This is a genomic window from Zoogloea sp. (assembly GCF_044344315.1).
In the GTDB taxonomy this organism is placed as follows: Bacteria; Pseudomonadota; Gammaproteobacteria; order Burkholderiales; family Rhodocyclaceae; genus Zoogloea.
Genome location: NZ_JBIJDC010000011.1, coordinates 51,878 through 67,735, shown reverse-complemented (window position 1 = coordinate 67,735; position 15,858 = coordinate 51,878). Strand labels below are relative to the sequence as shown.

The 15,858-nt window shown below is 66.6% G+C and carries 17 protein-coding genes, 1 tRNA gene and 1 other RNA gene; 9 read left to right on the top strand and 10 right to left on the bottom strand.

All coding sequences use genetic code 11. The annotated features are described in order from the left end of the window. From ACIQ09_RS04195 to ACIQ09_RS04185, 3 genes are all read right to left on the bottom strand, one after another. Window positions 1-707, bottom strand: a 707-nt coding sequence (locus ACIQ09_RS04195) for a metal-dependent phosphohydrolase (RefSeq protein WP_398306503.1), incomplete at its 3' end; no start/stop codon positions are given. Then, on the bottom strand, window positions 700-1,938 hold the full coding sequence (locus tag ACIQ09_RS04190) for a site-specific integrase (RefSeq protein WP_296572944.1): 1,239 nt from the start codon (window positions 1,936-1,938) through the stop codon (window positions 700-702). The genes ACIQ09_RS04195 and ACIQ09_RS04190, both read right to left, overlap by 8 nt. Continuing rightward, the gene (locus ACIQ09_RS04185; RefSeq protein ID WP_296572941.1) at window positions 1,931-2,167 is read right to left on the bottom strand and encodes a hypothetical protein; all 237 of its coding nucleotides are present in this window, start codon (window positions 2,165-2,167) and stop codon (window positions 1,931-1,933) included. Before ACIQ09_RS04185 ends, ACIQ09_RS04190 begins: the two co-directional genes overlap by 8 nt. A 147-nt stretch (window positions 2,168-2,314) precedes the next feature. Here ACIQ09_RS04185 and ACIQ09_RS04180 point away from each other — a divergent pair, with 147 nt between their 5' ends. Further along, complete coding sequence (locus ACIQ09_RS04180; protein ID WP_366945156.1) at window positions 2,315-2,530, top strand: helix-turn-helix transcriptional regulator; 216 nt, start codon at window positions 2,315-2,317, stop codon at window positions 2,528-2,530. Window positions 2,531-2,677: 147 nt separating this feature from the next. Here ACIQ09_RS04180 and ACIQ09_RS04175 read toward each other — a convergent pair. Then, a tRNA-Arg gene (locus ACIQ09_RS04175) sits at window positions 2,678-2,754 on the bottom strand. A 210-nt stretch (window positions 2,755-2,964) separates the two neighbouring features. On the opposite strand from ACIQ09_RS04175, the gene ACIQ09_RS04170 reads away from it, so the two are divergent. Continuing rightward, complete coding sequence (locus ACIQ09_RS04170; protein WP_398306500.1) at window positions 2,965-3,348, top strand: c-type cytochrome; 384 nt, start codon at window positions 2,965-2,967, stop codon at window positions 3,346-3,348. 101 nt (window positions 3,349-3,449) lie between these two features. On the opposite strand, the gene ssrS is transcribed toward ACIQ09_RS04170, so the two are convergent. From ssrS to ACIQ09_RS04150, 4 genes are all read right to left on the bottom strand, one after another. Continuing rightward, a non-coding RNA gene (gene ssrS / locus ACIQ09_RS04165) (6S RNA) lies at window positions 3,450-3,631 on the bottom strand. 35 nt (window positions 3,632-3,666) lie between these two features. Continuing rightward, window positions 3,667-3,963 (bottom strand): cell division protein ZapA, encoded by a 297-nt coding sequence (locus ACIQ09_RS04160; protein ID WP_296407402.1) that lies wholly within the window; start codon window positions 3,961-3,963, stop codon window positions 3,667-3,669. Between the two features lies 1 nt (window position 3,964). Beyond that, the gene (locus ACIQ09_RS04155) at window positions 3,965-4,192 is read right to left on the bottom strand and encodes a hypothetical protein (RefSeq protein ID WP_296572926.1); all 228 of its coding nucleotides are present in this window, start codon (window positions 4,190-4,192) and stop codon (window positions 3,965-3,967) included. A gap of 32 nt (window positions 4,193-4,224) precedes the next feature. Further along, a complete protein-coding gene (locus ACIQ09_RS04150; protein ID WP_398306497.1) occupies window positions 4,225-5,736 on the bottom strand; it encodes a cobyric acid synthase in 1,512 nt (503 codons plus the stop codon). Between the two features lie 39 nt (window positions 5,737-5,775). Here ACIQ09_RS04150 and cbiB point away from each other — a divergent pair, with 39 nt between their 5' ends. From cbiB to ACIQ09_RS04125, 5 genes are read left to right on the top strand one after another with little or no spacing between them, the layout of a single operon-like run. Continuing rightward, window positions 5,776-6,714 (top strand): adenosylcobinamide-phosphate synthase CbiB, encoded by a 939-nt coding sequence (gene cbiB, locus ACIQ09_RS04145; RefSeq protein ID WP_398306495.1) that lies wholly within the window; start codon window positions 5,776-5,778, stop codon window positions 6,712-6,714. Beyond that, on the top strand, window positions 6,707-7,678 hold the full coding sequence (gene cobD / locus ACIQ09_RS04140) for a threonine-phosphate decarboxylase CobD (protein ID WP_398306493.1): 972 nt from the start codon (window positions 6,707-6,709) through the stop codon (window positions 7,676-7,678). The genes cbiB and cobD overlap by 8 nt, the downstream gene beginning before the upstream one ends. Window positions 7,679-7,699: 21 nt before the next feature. Further along, window positions 7,700-8,575 (top strand): cobalamin-binding protein, encoded by an 876-nt coding sequence (locus tag ACIQ09_RS04135; protein ID WP_398306491.1) that lies wholly within the window; start codon window positions 7,700-7,702, stop codon window positions 8,573-8,575. 14 nt (window positions 8,576-8,589) lie between these two features. After that, window positions 8,590-9,615 carry a hypothetical protein gene (locus tag ACIQ09_RS04130; RefSeq protein ID WP_398306489.1) on the top strand — a complete coding sequence of 342 codons (1,026 nt, stop codon included), beginning with the start codon at window positions 8,590-8,592 and terminating at the stop codon, window positions 9,613-9,615. Window positions 9,616-9,644: 29 nt separating this feature from the next. Further along, a complete protein-coding gene (locus ACIQ09_RS04125) occupies window positions 9,645-10,448 on the top strand; it encodes a cobalamin-binding protein (RefSeq protein WP_398306487.1) in 804 nt (267 codons plus the stop codon). 21 nt (window positions 10,449-10,469) lie between these two features. On the opposite strand, the gene rquA is transcribed toward ACIQ09_RS04125, so the two are convergent. Next, window positions 10,470-11,156: a rhodoquinone biosynthesis methyltransferase RquA gene (gene rquA, locus ACIQ09_RS04120; protein WP_398306485.1), complete on the bottom strand. Its 687-nt coding sequence runs from the start codon at window positions 11,154-11,156 to the stop codon at window positions 10,470-10,472. 225 nt (window positions 11,157-11,381) lie between these two features. Between rquA and ACIQ09_RS04115 the strand changes: the two genes are divergently transcribed. After that, the gene (locus tag ACIQ09_RS04115; protein ID WP_398306483.1) at window positions 11,382-13,985 is read left to right on the top strand and encodes a chemotaxis protein CheW; all 2,604 of its coding nucleotides are present in this window, start codon (window positions 11,382-11,384) and stop codon (window positions 13,983-13,985) included. Between the two features lie 75 nt (window positions 13,986-14,060). Beyond that, on the top strand, window positions 14,061-14,780 hold the full coding sequence (gene sfsA, locus ACIQ09_RS04110) for a DNA/RNA nuclease SfsA (RefSeq protein WP_398306481.1): 720 nt from the start codon (window positions 14,061-14,063) through the stop codon (window positions 14,778-14,780). 52 nt (window positions 14,781-14,832) lie between these two features. On the opposite strand, the gene ACIQ09_RS04105 is transcribed toward sfsA, so the two are convergent. Next, a complete protein-coding gene (locus ACIQ09_RS04105; RefSeq protein WP_296411999.1) occupies window positions 14,833-15,696 on the bottom strand; it encodes a hypothetical protein in 864 nt (287 codons plus the stop codon). Between the last annotated feature and the right edge of the window lie 162 nt (window positions 15,697-15,858).

Below are 15,858 nucleotides of genomic sequence, written 5' to 3'. Positions count from 1 at the left end.
TCGAGCACGGTGTGCTTGTGGCCGAGGAGGGTGCCGCGTTCGGTCATCTCGAAGCGACGGTGGCGACCATTGAAACGGTACTCCTCGGCCTTGCCGGCGTCGTGCAGCAGGCTGCTGGCGAGAAGGACAGGAAGATGCGCTTCCGCATGATGGCTGGCGAGCGCCAACGCCCGCTCGGCGACTTCGACCGCGTGGCGGAAATTGCCGTTGCGTCCATTGTGATGCCCGGCCAGAGAGCTCGGTCCATCCAGATAGCGCTCGAAGCGGTGGTGGTCCCAGAAGATCGCGTTGAAGAGATGCTGGAGCGGTCGTCCCAAGCCTTCCCAGAGTTGGGCTGCACGTGCCACCAGAGGCCTGTCCTTGACCCAACTGTGGGGGATGGTGGCAAAGGGATTCAAGCTGGCTTCCGGTCGCTCCAGTTTGACGAGGCGGGAGATCCGGATGGCGCCCGTCGTCGACACCGGGCGACCGAGCCAGCGGATCGACACCAGCGCGCCGGCCGTCAGTCGGTTGTCGGGCTGGCGGCACAGCCACTCCACCTTCAGGCCTGCCTGCTCGTGAAACAGAACGGCCTGACACAGCATATGGCGCTCATCGAAGGGGAATCGCGCAATCGATTGAATGCGGAGCACCGGGGGGAGCCGATCCACAAGCTGATCTGCGCCTGGCAGGCGGCTCGTACTGAAAGTGACTTTGACCTCAGACATCGCAGTTCTCCTTGAGCGCTTCAACGGGCAGGGCCTGGCTGGCGATCGATTGAGTGATCAGCCGCTCGAAGGCTGAGCCGTCACGACGGGTGAGATTGGGGACGTAGCGGGAATAGACCCGGAACAGCATCTCGGTGGTGGTATGGCCGAGCTGCCGGGCAATCCACTCCGGTGCCTCGCCGGCGGCGAGCCACAGGGTCGCGGCCGTGTGGCGGCACTGGTAGGGGCGCCGCTTCTTGTGGCCCAGATGACGTAGCAGCGGATACCAGACCCGGTTGGTCACGTTCTTGTGATCCAGCGGCTTGTGCAGGCGGTTGCAGAAGACAAAGTCCGAGTGCTTCCCCGTCGCCGCCTGCTGACGTTTCAGGGCGTCGAACACGAGCTGGCTCATCTGGATGTCCCGTTGAGAGCCGTCGGTCTTGGTGTACTCCTCGTCGCCGAGGACGACCGTCTCGCGGACCAGAATCAGTCGGCGCTCGAAATCGATGTACTTCCACTTGAGGCCGTCCACCTCTCCGGTGCGCATGCCGGTGAAGAAGCGCACGGTGAAGTAGTCGCGGAAATCCTCGCGTACGGTGGCGAGGATGGACTTCACCTCTTCGAGGGAGAAGGGATCCACATCGGTCCGCTTGATACGAAGCTGTTTGATGTTCTGGTAAGGCGTGGGAAAATTGAAGCGGTCGGCCGCTTCGTTGAGGATTTGCCTGAGCGGGTTCAGCATTTTGTTGATCCGTGCAGCAGACAGTTTGGTTTCCTTGCCCCGCGCGGTTACTTTGCCGAGTTCGGCGCGGTAGGCAAGTACGTCAGCCTTGGTGATCTGGCCGACCGCCATCTCCCCAAAGCGGGAAATCAGGCTGTCGAGTTCCCTGCGGATGGTGATCCGGTGGGACTTGCGCCACTCCACTTCCTTCTCCAGGTACCAGGTCTCCGCGAAGTCCTTGAAAAGAGGTGTCGGGGCGACCGTGGGTGCACTCGGTGCCGTTGCGGTCACCGTGACGGTCCCGGCCGGTGCGGCGTCGAAACGCGCTGCGTTCTTGCTGGCCGGGAAGTAGCGACGGTAGTCGAAGGTGCCGGCGGCGATGTCGGCTTCGATGCGGTCGAGTACCTTCTGGACTTTTTTCCGATTGGCGGCTGTGTCGGGGAGAGCGGTTTGTTCCCGGCAGCGAATATCCCGGTAGCGGAAGTCCAGAAAGAGTAGGTTGTTGTCGGTTCGCCGACGAATACTACCCATGACACACACCTCCGTTTGCCATCGGGATGGCGAAGCTGTCGCCGGCCGACTTCAGGCCCATGTCTCGTTCGATGTGCTCCCAGATGTACAGAATCTTCCGGCCACCAAACGGGCGGATGTAGTGCTTTCCCTCAAGGAGTACGCTGTCCTTGAGGCGTTCTCGGATGGTTCGTGGGTCGTACTTGATGAGGCCCGACAACTCGTCGGTGGTGAGGTAGGTCAGTGACATGACGGTCTCCAAGAATTAAAATCACGCAGAACTGCAAAAACGCATTCAGCTAGGCGTTTTGTCGTTCTGAATGACATTCTATCTCTCAGAAAGTCGTTGTCAATCCATTTTTGTCATTCAAGATGACTTTTTGTTCTGGAGGAAAGAATGATCCGATGCCACCTGTCCCGGATGATGGGCGAGCGGAAGCTCAAGATTGCTGACGTTGCCCGTGAAACGGGCCTACACCGCAACACGATTACCCTGCTATACAACGAGACGGCCAACCGGGTAGACATGGAGACGATCGATTGTCTCTGCGCTTTGTTTGCGTGTGGGGTAGGGGATTTGTTTGAGCGAGTGCCTGACGATTTGGGTTCGTGAAAAATAGAGGCACGGAAAGCAGCACTCGACTCCTAGCTTTTGGGCAAAAGCTGTCAGAGTGCGAGGCACGGCATGGGCACAGGATGGGCACGGCGGGGGCACAAAACAAAAATGGGCTAGATCTTTCGATCTAACCCATTGAATTTGTGGCGCGCCCGAGACGATTCGAACGTCCGACCCCTGCCTTCGGAGGGCAGTACTCTATCCAGCTGAGCTACGGGCGCGCGGTTTTCGAGAGCATTGCTTTCGAGGCGCGCAGGATAGCGCGAATCGCGGGCGGAGTCCATGCTTTGCCTGACAGAATGCGGATACCCCCGCTATAATCAATGCTTTACTAAATCTTGCCCGTTCTCGAGGAATTCAGCATGTCGGATTTTCGTCGTTCCCCCGTCTCTTCCTACGCGCGGATTGCGCTTTCTCTTGGTGTTGCCGTGATGGCAACCCAGCTCGTGGGTTGCGGCAAGAAGGCCGCGGTCGATGAAGAACTGGCGGCCAAGCTGATCCAGCCGGTCGCGAGCGTGTCCCTGGCGGCTGCGCCGGCGGCGGCTCCGGGTAGCCGCAAGGGCGAGCAGATTTACGCTTCGGTGTGCGGCGCCTGTCACGACAGCGGTGCTGCCGGTGCGCCGAAGGCGGGCGACAAGGGCGCCTGGGGCCCCCGTCTGGGTGCTGGCCTCGATGGTCTGGCCAAGTCTGCCGCTGCCGGCAAGGGCGCGATGCCGCCGAAGGGTGGTGCTGCTGACCTGACCGATGACGAGCTGAAGCGTGCCGTGGCTTTCCTGGCCAACAAGGCGGGTGCCGGCTTCAAGGCGCCGGAGTGAGTTTTCTCCAGACCGGTTCGTAGCCTTTCGGGCTGCGGGCCGGGGCAAGACGCAAAAAATGAACGTAAAAAAGCGCAGACCGAAATCTGCGCTTTTTTGTTGGGTCCCCCGCGCATGCCGTCAGGCCTTCATCCTGAACCGGAGTTCAGGGGGGCCGCATTCCTTCCGCATCAGGCACACTCGACGAGGAGCGCGCACACCAGCGGTTTCAATGGGCAGCGACCCATGTCACGTAGACATTGGTTCAAGGAATATTAAGCCTTGACCAACACCGCAGGGGATTAATCAAACCTGTATTTCTCAGCCGCCTGACGCGGGCTAGAAGAGCGTTTCCTGCTCTGCCAGGGCACCGTCGAGACGACTGTTGATGCGTTCGATTCTACGCTTGAGCGTCGGGATGTCAAACCCGCCGGCACGCTGAAATTGCAGAAATTCGTGAGTAATGTTGAGGGCCGTCATCACGGCCAGGCGTTCGCCAGCGGAGTTGGTCTTGTCGGCCAGGTCGCGCATTTTTTCGTCGAGGTAGGTAACGGCTGCGAGCAAGCCATCCTTCTCTTCGGGCTTGCAGGCGACGCGGTATTCACGCCCCAGAAGCTTGATGTCGAGTTGTTCCATATCAGGCCTCCGGGATGCGGGCCAGCAGCGCTTCGAGGCGACTGCCGACCAGCCCGAGCTTGTCGTTGAGTTCGCGATTGGCGGATTCCAGGGCGTCGACCCGCTCCTGCAGGGCGCGGTTTTCGGTTTGCGCGCTTGCGTACTGGCTGTTCAGCCGGGCTTGGGCCGCGGCATGACGGCTGAGCAATTGTTCGAGCTTTTGTTCGAGAGAGGCGAGATCGGCGTCCATGGGGAGAATGGTAGAGAGGGGCGGTTGAGCGGTCAAGCAAGCTTGGCGGGGGCGGCGGCGAGGAGGGCATCGGCGGCCTTGCCGGGGCCGAAGCAGGCGGCCAGGCGGGGCAGGTCGAGGCTGGCTTCCAGGCTGTCGGCGAGGCGGTCCAGGTCGGCCTGGCGGCGGGCCGACAGATCGACGTGCTCCGCATCGCTGACGCCGGCCCAGGCGAGGAGTGCGGCGAGGGCGTCCGGGTGATCAAAGAGGCCGTGGAGGTAGGTGCCGAGGATCTGTCCGTCTGCGGACAGGGCCCCGTCGGCACGCCCATCGGCGAGTTGCACGGCGGGCTGCGCCAGGGCCGCGCCGCGGGTCACGCCCATGTGGATCTCGTAGCCATTCACCGGGGCGGCACCGGGCAGGCACAGGCTGCCGGTCACGGTCTGGAGTTGCTTCTCGGCCTCGAGTTCGGTCTCGGTGTCGAGCAGGCCCAGGCCGGCCACGCTGCCGGGTTTGCCTTCCAGCCCCAGCGGGTCGTGGAGCTGACGGCCGAGCATCTGGTAGCCGCCGCAGATGGCGACCACCTTGCCGCCGTAGCGCAGGTGACGTTTGATGGACTCTTCCCAGCCCTGCTGGCGCAGCCAGGCCAGGTCGGCCTGCACGGCCTTGGAGCCGGGTAGCACGATCAGGTCGGCCGGAGGCATGCGCTGGCCGGGGCCGACCCAGCTGAAGTCCACCTGCGGGTGCAGGCGCAGGGCGTCCAGGTCGGTGTGATTGGAGATGCGCGGATATACCGGCGCGACGACGCGCAGGCGGGCCTCGCCCTTTTCGGCGCGGGCATCGGCGAGGGCGTCCTCGGCGTCCAGGAACAGGCCGTGCAGGTAGGGCACCACGCCCAGCACCGGGCGGCCGGTGCGCGCTTCCAGCCAGTCGAGGCCCGATTGCAGCAAGCCGATGTCGCCCCGGAAGCGGTTGATCACGAAGCCTTTGACGCGGGCCTGCTCGGTGGGGGAGAGCAGGTCCAGGGTGCCGACCAGGTGGGCGAAGACGCCGCCCCGGTCGATGTCGGCCACCAGGATCACCGGGCAGTCCACTTCTTCGGCAAAGCCCATGTTGGCGATGTCGCGGTCACGCAGGTTGATTTCGGCGGGGCTGCCGGCGCCTTCCACCAGCACCGCCTCGTAGGCGTCGGCGAGGCGGCCGTAGCTCTCCAGTACGGCGGCCATGGCCCGGGGTTTGTAGTTGTGATAGTCCCGCGCCGACAGGTTGGCCACGGCGCGGCCGTGGATGATGACCTGGGCGCCGGTGTCGGTGGAGGGCTTGAGGAGCACCGGGTTCATGTCGGTGTGGGGCTCCAGGCCGGCGGCAATGGCCTGCAGGGCCTGGGCCCGGCCGATCTCGCCCCCGTCCACCGTCACCGCCGAATTGAGGGCCATGTTCTGGGGCTTGAAGGGGGCGACCCGCACGCCGCGCCGCCACAGCAGGCGGGCCAGGCCGGCAACGAGGGTGCTCTTGCCGGCATCGGAGGTGGTGCCCTGAACCATCAGGGTGCGGGCTTGACGCATGACTTACAATCCAGGGTGCAATAAGCCTTTGATTATCCCATGCTCGCCCTGCTCCTCGCCGCCCTGTTTCCCGTTGCCCTGCCCATGCTGCTGGGCCTCTTCCTCGACCGCCTTCTCGGCGAACCGCGGCGTTTCCATCCCCTGGTGGGTTTCGGGCGCTATGCCGCTGCGGTCGAGCGTGTGCTGCGGCGCCTGGGCAGCCACCGGGGCGCCGGCCTGCTGGCCTGGATCGTGGCGGTGCTGCCCTGGGTGGCGCTGGCCGGCTCCCTGAAGGAAGCCCATGTGTGGCTGGGCGTGGCGGTGGATGTGGGCCTGCTGTATTTCGCCGTGGGTGGCCGCAGCCTGGCCGAGCATGCACGGGCTGTGGCGGACCCCCTGGCGAAGGGTGATCTGGCCGGCGCCCGCCAGCGCCTGTCCTGGATCGTCTCCCGGGATACCACCGAGCTGGATGAGTCGGGCGTGGCCAAGGCCACCGTCGAGTCCGTGCTTGAAAACGGCAATGACGCGGTCTTCGGTGCCTTGTTCTGGTTTGCGCTGCTGGGCGGGCCGGGCGCCTTGATGTTCCGCCTGGCCAATACCCTGGATGCCATGTGGGGCTACCGCACCGAGCGCTACCTGCGCTTCGGCTGGGCCGCCGCGCGCATCGACGATGTGCTCAACTTTGTCCCCGCCCGGCTCACGGCCCTGAGCTATGCGCTGCTCGGCCACACCGCCAACGCGCTACGCTGCTGGCGTACCCAGGCGCCGGCCTGGGACAGCCCCAATGCCGGCCCGGTGATGGCGGCCGGTGCCGGCGCCCTGGACGTGTGCCTTGGCGGTCCGGCGATCTATCACGGCCAGCTTGAAAGCCGTCCGCCCCTTGGGGCCGGCGCGCCGGCCCGGGCCGCGGACATCGACAAGGCCCTGGCGCTGGTTAACAACGGTGTGTGGCTGTGGGTGCTGGGCGTGGCGGCGGTGAGTGCCCTGATCCATGCTTGAACACGGCGGGCGTCTGCGCCAGGCCGCCCGGCGCTACGGCATTCCGCTGGCGGAGTGGGTTGACCTGTCCACCGGGATCAATCCGCAGGCCTACCCCGTGCCGCCGCTGGCGCCGGAGGTGTGGCAGCGCCTGCCCGAGACGGACGATGGGCTGGAGGCCGCCGCCGCCGCGTTTTACGGTAGCCCCCATCTGCTTCCGGTGGCGGGTTCCCAGGCTGCCATCCAGGCCCTGCCGGCCTGTCTTGCGTCGGGGAGGGTGCTCACCCTGGCGCCGACTTACGCCGAACATCCCCACGCCTGGCGTGGCCACCCGATCCGGGCCGTCCCTGCGCAACACATCGCTGCGGCCGTGGGCGAGGCGGACATCCTGCTCCTGGTCCAGCCCAATAACCCCGATGGTCAGCGCTTTCCGCGGGCCCAGTTGCTGAGCTGGCATGCCGAACTGGCGGCCCGCGGCGGCTGCTTGATCGTGGACGAGGCCTTCATCGATGCCGATCCCGCCGACAGCCTGGTGCCCCTCTCCGGCCGGCCCGGCCTGGTGGTGCTGCGTTCGGTGGGCAAGTTTTTCGGCCTGGCCGGGGCCCGGGTGGGCTTTGTCTTTGCCGAGCCCGCCGTGCTGAATGCGCTGGCGGAACGGCTCGGGCCGTGGGCGGTGTCGGGCCCGGCCCGTCAGGTGACGGCGGCGGCGCTGGCGGACGCGGCCTGGCAGGCCGAGGCCCGGCGCAGCCTGGCCCGTGACAGCCGCCGGCTGGCCAGCCTTCTTAACGAGAACGGTCTGACCGGGGGCGGGGGAACTGCTCTGTTCCAGTGGCGTCCGACACCCCGCGCCCACGCCATTCACGAAGGCCTGGCCGCCCAGGGCATCCTGACCCGCCTGTTCGAGGCGCCGGCCGGCCTGCGTTTCGGCCTGCCGGCCTCCGAATCCGAATGGGCCCGCCTCGCCGTGGCCCTTGCCGAAACCTGATTTCAACGGGAGATCTGCCCCATGCGTCACCCCCTTCTGGCCCTTGGCCTGCTGCTGCTCTCCAGCCTGGCCGGCGCCGCCGTCGACCTCACCGATGACCTGGGGCAGAGCATCCGCCTGGCCCAGCCCGCCCGCCGCATCGTCAGCCTGGCGCCCCACGTGACCGAGCTGCTGTATGCCGCCGGGGCCGGCGACAAGGTGGTGGGTGTCGTGCAGTACAGCGACTACCCGGAGGCGGCAAGGAAGGTGGTCCGCGTGGGCGGCTACACCTCGGTGGACATGGAGAAGGTCGTGGCCCTCAAGCCCGACCTGGTGGTGGCCTGGAAGAGTGGCAACCGCGACGCCCACCTGGACAAGCTGCGCGGGCTGGGCATTCCGGTGTTCATCAACGAGCCGCGCAAGATCGAGGACGTGGCCCGCAGCCTGTCCCAGCTGGGCAGGCTGGCCGGCACCGAAGCAGCGGCCGAAAGCGCGGCCAAGGCCTTTCGCGAGCGCCATGCTGCCTTGCAAGCCCGCTATTCCAGCCGGCCCAGGGTGCGCACCTTCTACGAGATCTGGAACCGCCCGCTGATGACCATCAATGGCGAACACCTGATCTCCGACGTGATCCGCCTGTGTGGCGGCGAGAACGTGTTTGCCCGGCTGCCGGTGCTGGCCCCCACCATCGACACCGAGGCGGTGCTGGCCGCGGCGCCCGAGGTGATCGTTGCCAGCGGCATGGGTGAGGCCCGGCCCGAATGGCTGGACGACTGGCGCCAGTGGACCAAGCTGCAGGCGGTCAGCCGCGGCAACCTGTTCTTCATCCCGCCGGACCAGATCCAGCGCCACACACCGCGTATCCTCGACGGCGCCGAGCGCCTGTGCAGTCAGCTCGAAGAAGCCCGGGCACGGCGATGAGGCGAGTTCTTGTCGTGCTGCTTGCGTTCGGCCTGACGTCGGCCGGCGCGGCCGAGCCGGGGGCTGGATCCGGGCCTGGCCCTCTCCCCGGCGAGATCGTCACCCGCATCGGCCAGGTGGCGGCCATTCCGGCCGACGAGCGCCTGGTGCCGGGCTATGCCGGTGCCTGGCGCATGGCCGCGGCCCAGCGCCAGGTGCTCGACTCCATCAAGGCCCACGAGGCCCGTGCGGCCAGGCCGTGCCAGGATGTCCACGTTACCGACAGCGTGCAGGCCGCCCCCGATCTGCTCGAGACCCGTCCCCGCCCGGTGCATCACGCCCTTGAACACTGGACGGTGCAGGCCTGCGGCGCGGCGCGTCAGTACGAGGTGTGGTACCGCTTCGAGAAGGACAACTCCCGCGTGCTGGTGGCTGACAGTGCCGGGGCCGACTTCCAGGCCGAGCTGGATCCGCCCTACCGGCGCCTGCGCGAACTGGCGGCGGCCCGTCGTCAGGAGCTTGCCGCCGGTGGCGTGCGCTGGCTCAACCTGCCCCTGCCCGCCGACAGCGTGCCAGCGTCCAACGAAAGCACGCCGCGTTATTGGAGTGCCGACTTCGTGCCCCTGGGCGAGAGCATCCGTGACTGGACCCAGCTGGTCGCCGTGCAGGGCCTGCAGCGCACAAAGTCGAAGGGCCAGGCGGTGATGCTGCTGGAGGGCATGCAACGCAGCCGGGCGACCCGCTGCGGCGTGCCCGCCGGCGAGGTGAGCCTACTGCCGCCGGGCGCCAACGCACCCCATGGCGTGGTGGCCCAGACCTTTCTGGTGTGCCCCCGGGTGCCCGACACCAACTATGCCGAACTGGCCGTGGTGAAGGCCATCGAAGGACCGGACTGGCTCTACGTGGTGCAGCGCGCCTGGCGCCTGCCGGCCGGGGAGGCTGAGTCCGTACTGGCCGTGGCGCGGGAGCCCAGGCTCGCCGCCGAGGCCTTCCTCGAAACCGTGCAGCTGTGCAATCCGGCCCAGGATCGCCAGGCCTGCCCGTCGCCCTTTCCCCGCTGAACACCGCGGTTCATCTCCTGGATACGTCCATGCCCCGTCTGCCCCAGCGCATCGTCTGCCTGTCCACCGAAACCGTCGAGGTGCTCTACCTGCTGGGCGAGGAAGCGCGCATCGCCGGCATCTCGGGCTTCACCACCCATCCGCCCCGGGCACGCAAGGAGAAGCCCAAGGTCAGCGGCTTTTCCAGCGCCAAAATCGAACGCATCCTGGCCGTGGAGCCTGATCTGGTGCTGGCCTTTTCCGATCTGCAGGGCGAGATCGCCCGCGACCTGGTGAAGGCCGGCGTGGCGGTGCACGTGTTCAACCATCGCAGCGTGGACGGCATCCTGGCGATGATCGAGACAGTGGGGCGCCTGGTGGGCGCCGAGGCCAGGGCCCTGGCGCTGGTGGCTGAACTGGAGCAGCGCATCGCCGCCGTGCGTGCGGCCGGTGAGGCCCGCACGCTGCAGCTGGGGCGGCGGCCGCGGGTTTACTTCGAGGAGTGGAACGAGCCGCTGATCACCGGCATCCGCTGGGTGTCGGAGCTGATTGGCATTGCCGGCGGTGAAGACTGTTTCGGGGAGCTGTCGGTGCATCCCAACGCCAAGGAACGCATCCTCGCGGATGCATCGGTGGTCATTCCGCGGGCACCGGACCTCATCATCGGGTCGTGGTGCGGCAAGCACTTCCAGCCCGGCCACGTGACCTCCCGGCCCGGCTGGGATGCCATCCCGGCGGTGCGCAACGGGCAGGTGCTGGAGATCAAATCGGCCATCCTGCTGGCCCCTGGCCCGGCAGCCATCCGTGAAGGCCTGCCGGCCATCGCCGCCTATCTCGACCGGCTGGCCGGGTGAGCGGGCAGGGTGTGGCCGCCCTCAGCGGCGGATCCCCACCACCTTCTGATACAGCCCGCCGAAGAAGGTCTCCTTGCGCCATTCGAAATCGGCGGTCTCCAGAACCAGGGTTTCGATCGACTCTTCCAGCAGGGAATTGGCAAACGGCTCCAGGTAACGGAATACCAGGGCCATCACCGGCCCCATCGGATGCCACCAGCGCGGCTTGTGATAGTCCACAAAGACGATCTTGCCGCCCGGCTCCACGGCGTCGAGGAGGTTGGTCACGATGCAGCGGCGGGCGGCAGGCGGCACCTCGTGGAGCAGAAAGAAGCAGCACACCGCGTCAAAGCTGCGCCCCACCGGCTCGGTGAGATCGGCCACCTGGGCCTGGGTGCTGCCCGCCCACGGTGCTAGTTTGCGATGGGTGTTGGCGATCTGGATGGGGGCCACGTCGAGCACCAGCAGTTGCCCCTTGTCGCCGAGCTGCCGGGCCAGCCGGGGCGAGAAATCCCCATAGACAGCCGCCGCCTGGAGCACCTGCTGGCCGGGCTGGAACTCGGCCACGGCCCGGCTCATCAGCCGGTCGGCGTTACCCCACAGGATCGCCGACACCACCACCGGCCGGTCGAGCCAGGGCAGGGTGCGGTGATCGAGGTAAGCCCAGGTGTAGGTATCCCGGAGGTAGTCCGGCAATTCACGGGGGACTGCGGAGGTGGATTCACGCATGGCTTGGCCTGGCTGGAGTCGGATCTGCCACAGAACGGGATGGCTGCCCGAAAGCCGCATCCGGTCTGCATCTTGGGCAGATGATACGGCGATGAGGGGGCGACGGGGAGCTTGGTCTCGCAGATTGTTGCGTTGCGGGATTATTTTATTCCCGAGGCTCAACCTGTTTTGCTGGCCGCCGTAATGATGGGCTGTCCCAGCAATCCTGAACCGGAGAGGCAAAGTATGACTAACTGGAAGGGCGTCGATTTCGAGGGTGATCTGGCGCGCATCGTGCGCCACATGCCGGAGGTGGAGACCTATCGGGAGTCGCTCCAGACCCTCCAGGCCGTCTGGGACAACCTGACCGTGCTGGGCCAGCTGTCCGGCACCGGCACCGAAATCACCGGCATGCGCGCAGCCTTCGCCCAGCTCACCGGTACCCTGCTCAACAGTCTGGCCACCGAGTCGCGGCGCAAGGTGGCCGAAGACCTGTCGGCCCGCGCCCAGGTGAGCATCGACATCCTGGTGCGCAACCTCTTCGAACGCACAGCCGATATCGGCTTCCTGGCCACCGACAGCGACCTGTGCGCCTATGCCGAGGCGGCCAGCGAGGGCGCCGGCATGGAGGATGAGGGCGAGCGCCAGCGCATCCTGGCCCGCTTCCGGGAGTACGTGGCCAAGTATTCGGTTTACGCCGATATCCTGCTGCTCGACCGGCACGGCAGGGTGCTGTGTCAGCTCGACGAGACCCATCCGGTAACCCAGGCGGGTGATCCGCTGCTGCATGAGGCCCTCACCAGTGACGCAGCCTATGTGGAGTATTACGGGCCGACCGACCTGCGGCCCGGCGCGCCGGCCCTGATCTACGCCTGGCGGGTGTGCCCGGCGGGCCGCAGCGAGGCGGTGGGCGTGCTGTGCCTGGTCTTCCGCTTCCACAACGAATGCGAACGCATCTTCCAGAACCTGCGTACCGACGATGACTGGGCGGTGATCACCCTGCTGGATGCCCACGGTGTCGTCATGGCGTCCAGCGACCCCTGGCAGGTGCCCGTGGGCGCGCCGCTCGATGCCGACGCCTCGGCGCCCTCGCGGGTGCTGCGCTTTGCCGGCCGCGAATACCTGGCCGCCACCCGCTCCACCCGCGGCTACCAGGGCTACTTCGGGCCGGGCTGGCAGGGGCATGTGATGGTGCCCGTCGAATACGCCTTTGAAACGCCGGCCGCGCGTGCCCTCGAGAACATCCCGCCGGCGGTGCTCGGCCAGGTGATGGACAGCCCCGCGCTGTTCTCCGAGGCGCTGCAGCTCATCCCCCGCCAGGCCGAGGCCATCCAGCGCGAACTCAACCGCGCCGTATGGAATGGCAATGTGCGCCAGAGCTGCCGTCAGGGGCGGGCCGCCCAGGGCATCAACGCGTCCTTCTCCAAGACCCTGCTGTGGGAGATCAGCAACACGGGTGCCCGCACCAAGGACATCTTCGAGCGCTCCATCGCCAACCTGCATGAGACCGTGGTGACCACCATCCTGCGCGACTGTGCGGCCCGCGCCGGCCTGGCCATCGACATCATGGACCGCAACCTCTACGAGCGGGCCAACGACTGCCGCTGGTGGGCCCTGAGCACGGCCGTCCGCAATGCCCTCGCCAGCACCCTGCCACCGGCCGAAGCGGCCGCCCGCCTGACGCCCATCCTGCGCACCATCAACGGGCTGTACACCGTTTATTCCAACCTCATCCTGTTTGACGCGGAGGGGCGCGTGGTGGCGGTGTCCGACCCGGAGGCCACCGCGCTGGTCGGCCGTACGCTGGGTGACGAGTGGGTGGCTCGCACCCTCGCTCTGGACAACCCCCAGGCCTACTGCGTCTCTGCCTTCGCGGCGACACCCATGTATGCGGGCCGCCCGACCTACATCTACGGCGCCGCGGTGCGCGACCCGGTGCGCAGCCACCGGGTGGTGGGTGGCATTGCCATCGTCTTCGATTCGGCGCCCCAGCTGGCGGCCATGCTGGCCGACTGTCTGCCCGAGGCGGCGCCCGACGACCCCCACGCCGGCATCGCCGTGTTCGTCGGGCCGGATGGGCTGGTCATCGCCAGCGCCGGCCCGGACGCACCTGCCCTGGGCAGCCGGCTCGACTTGCCCGCCGAGTATTTCGAACTGCCCCCGGGAGCCTCCTGCAGCGGCATCGTCGCCCACGGCGGGCGACTTCACGCGGCAGCGGCGCGCATGTCGGCCGGTTACCGGGAGTACAAGGGCCCTGATGACGCCTATCGCAACGACGTGGTGGCGGTGGTCCTCATCCCTCTCACCGACGCCGACGAGAACACCATCGGTCAAACCCCGAGCGCCGCCCGCAGCGGCGTGATCCGCCACCTCAAGGGCGCGCCCGGTGACGTTACCGTCGAGCTGGCCACTTTCCACATAGGCGGCAGCTGGTACGGCATGCACTCCAGCGACATCGTCGAATCCATCGACATCCAGCGCATTACCACGCTGCCCGGCCTGCCGGCCCACGTGCGCGGCTGCGTGATGTACGAGGGCGATCCCATCATGGTGGTGGACCTGCGCGACTACGTGCACGGTGAGCGCGCCGGCACACCGAGCCAGATCGTCATTGTCCGCGGCGCCACAAATGGCCAGCGCCTCGGTTTGCTGGTGGATGAACTCGGCGAGATCCCGGAAGTCCCCGTGTCCCTGATCCAGCCGGTTGCCGGCCTGTTCCAGGGGAGCGCCAGCCTGGTGGACAGCATCGTCAAGACCGATGCCGGCCAGGGTGGCGAGCTCCTGCTGCTGCTGTCGGCCGACAAGCTGTCAGCGCGGCTGGGTGACGAAACCGGCATCACCGCCGGCTAGGGCTGCGCCCAGGGGCTGGCCGAGCGCCTGCCGGCCCTGCCATCATGGCGGCCTCGTCTGAACGGGCTGCCCGCCATGCATTTCCCCACTCCCCTCCTCGAGGCGCGATTGCTGCGCCGCTACCAGCGCTTCCTGGTGGACGTGGAGACCGCCGACGGGCAACTGCTCACCGCCCATTGCCCCAACACCGGCTCCATGCAGGGCTGCAAGGCGCCCGGCAGCCGGGTGTGGCTGTCGCCGGCCACCAACCCGGCGCGCAAGCTGGCATGGACCTGGGAGCTGGTGGAAACCGCACCGGGGGTGATCGTTGGCGTGCACACCGGGCGCAGCAACGCTCTGGTCCGCGAGGCCATCGAGCTGGGCCGGGTGCCTGAGCTGCTGGGCTATGACGCAATCCGGCCGGAGGTGAAGTACGGCGAGGGCAGCCGCATCGATCTGCTCCTGTGCGGCGCGGGGCGACCCGACTGCTACGTGGAGGTGAAGAACGTCACCGCCGCGGTGGAGGGGCGGATCGGCTACTTTCCCGATGCCGTGACCACCCGCGGTGCCCGCCACCTGCGCGAGATGTCGGCCATGGTGGCCGCCGGCCACCGGGCGGTGCTGGTGTTCTGCGTGCAACGGGGCGACGTGGACGCCGTGCGCCCTGCCGATCACATTGATCCGGACTACGGCCGGGCCTTGCGGGCGGCCCTGGCGGCCGGGGTGGAGGTGCTGGCACTGGGCGCCCGCATGGATCTTCGGGGTATCGAACTGGTGCGCAGGCTTGGGGTGGAGCTTCCTTGCCAGCCGGCTTGAGGAGGTAGAGGCCCGACACCCGCCGGGCCGGCCTCTTGTCGTCAGCGCGCGCTCAGAAGTGGTATTCGGCGCGGATCATGGTGGTCTTGGCGAAGGCGCCGTCGCCGGCCGGGCCGTTGTGGTTGTTGCCGAACTTGTTGCGCCAGTACTGGTACTCCAGGCCGACCTTGAAGGTCTTGGCGGCGGCACCGATGTGCGGGCTCACGTCATACATGACCTGCATGTCGATGTTGGTTTCGGCTGCAGTATTGGCGCCAAACTCGTTCTTGCCCTTGGCGGCGATGAAGTTGGCAAAGCCCTCGAAGGACAGGGGCACCGGGCCCAGATTGAAGGGGATGCCCCAGGCCAGGTTGAGCATGGGGTGCACGTCGTAGCTGTAGCGGTCGGTCTGGGTGTGGCTGAACTTGCTGTAGGGAGCGTTGCTCTCCCACAGGTAAAGCAGGCTCACGTTGAGGAAGCCGGGCACGTCCATCATCATCGTGGGGCCGGCCACGATCATGCGTTTCTTGGAGTTGTAGCCGGCATCGTTCTTGGTGTTCACGTCGAAACCGCCGGTGAGGCCGAAGCCGCGGATCGGCCCGAACTTGAAGTCGCTACCGGTGACCTTGCCCAGGTCCAGGGTGTGGCGATAGACGATGTAGATCTCCTGGGCGCCGGACTTGGAGCCCGGGGCCGACGGATCCTTGCTGTCGGACATCAGAAGGTCCGCGTTGAAGAAGTTGGTGCCGTACTTGTAGCCACTCACATGCGCCAGATTGACGATGCTCTTGGAGATGTCGGTCTTGCCGAAGGGCTCGGCAAAGTTGGCGCCCCAGCGATAGCCGACATAGGTGTCGCTCCAGTTGGCGGCACTGGCGGTGCCGGCACAGGCGGCCAGCAGGGTTGCGGCAAGGCACTTCTTCTTCGAGAACTTCATGGTGGGCTCCTGATTCATGTTGGCAAGGATCGGTCGGTTGACCCGCCCAGCAAGGGACGGGCAAGTCCTGGGACCGAATCTAGCAGGGGAGCAGGGCTGTCTTGGCGATATCCTTCATCACCCGATGGATATACTTCAATTGACTATATCCATTTGAAAATA

Excerpts from the sequence above, each read along its gene's own strand:
- ACIQ09_RS04185 (WP_296572941.1), bottom strand. The coding sequence starts at position 2,167 with ATGTCACTGACCTACCTCACCACCGACGAGTTGTCGGGCCTCATCAAG.
- ACIQ09_RS04170 (WP_398306500.1), top strand. The coding sequence starts at position 2,965 with ATGGCAACCCAGCTCGTGGGTTGCGGCAAGAAGGCCGCGGTCGATGAA.
- ACIQ09_RS04150 (WP_398306497.1), bottom strand. The coding sequence starts at position 5,736 with ATGCGTCAAGCCCGCACCCTGATGGTTCAGGGCACCACCTCCGATGCC.
- ACIQ09_RS04190 (WP_296572944.1), bottom strand. The coding sequence starts at position 1,938 with ATGGGTAGTATTCGTCGGCGAACCGACAACAACCTACTCTTTCTGGAC.
- ACIQ09_RS04155 (WP_296572926.1), bottom strand. The coding sequence starts at position 4,192 with ATGGACGCCGATCTCGCCTCTCTCGAACAAAAGCTCGAACAATTGCTC.
- sfsA (WP_398306481.1), top strand. The coding sequence starts at position 14,061 with ATGCATTTCCCCACTCCCCTCCTCGAGGCGCGATTGCTGCGCCGCTAC.
- ACIQ09_RS04125 (WP_398306487.1), top strand. The coding sequence starts at position 9,645 with ATGCCCCGTCTGCCCCAGCGCATCGTCTGCCTGTCCACCGAAACCGTC.
- ACIQ09_RS04180 (WP_366945156.1), top strand. The coding sequence starts at position 2,315 with ATGATCCGATGCCACCTGTCCCGGATGATGGGCGAGCGGAAGCTCAAG.
- ACIQ09_RS04105 (WP_296411999.1), bottom strand. The coding sequence starts at position 15,696 with ATGAAGTTCTCGAAGAAGAAGTGCCTTGCCGCAACCCTGCTGGCCGCC.
- cobD (WP_398306493.1), top strand. The coding sequence starts at position 6,707 with ATGCTTGAACACGGCGGGCGTCTGCGCCAGGCCGCCCGGCGCTACGGC.
- cbiB (WP_398306495.1), top strand. The coding sequence starts at position 5,776 with ATGCTCGCCCTGCTCCTCGCCGCCCTGTTTCCCGTTGCCCTGCCCATG.
- ACIQ09_RS04135 (WP_398306491.1), top strand. The coding sequence starts at position 7,700 with ATGCGTCACCCCCTTCTGGCCCTTGGCCTGCTGCTGCTCTCCAGCCTG.
- ACIQ09_RS04160 (WP_296407402.1), bottom strand. The coding sequence starts at position 3,963 with ATGGAACAACTCGACATCAAGCTTCTGGGGCGTGAATACCGCGTCGCC.
- ACIQ09_RS04115 (WP_398306483.1), top strand. The coding sequence starts at position 11,382 with ATGACTAACTGGAAGGGCGTCGATTTCGAGGGTGATCTGGCGCGCATC.
- rquA (WP_398306485.1), bottom strand. The coding sequence starts at position 11,156 with ATGCGTGAATCCACCTCCGCAGTCCCCCGTGAATTGCCGGACTACCTC.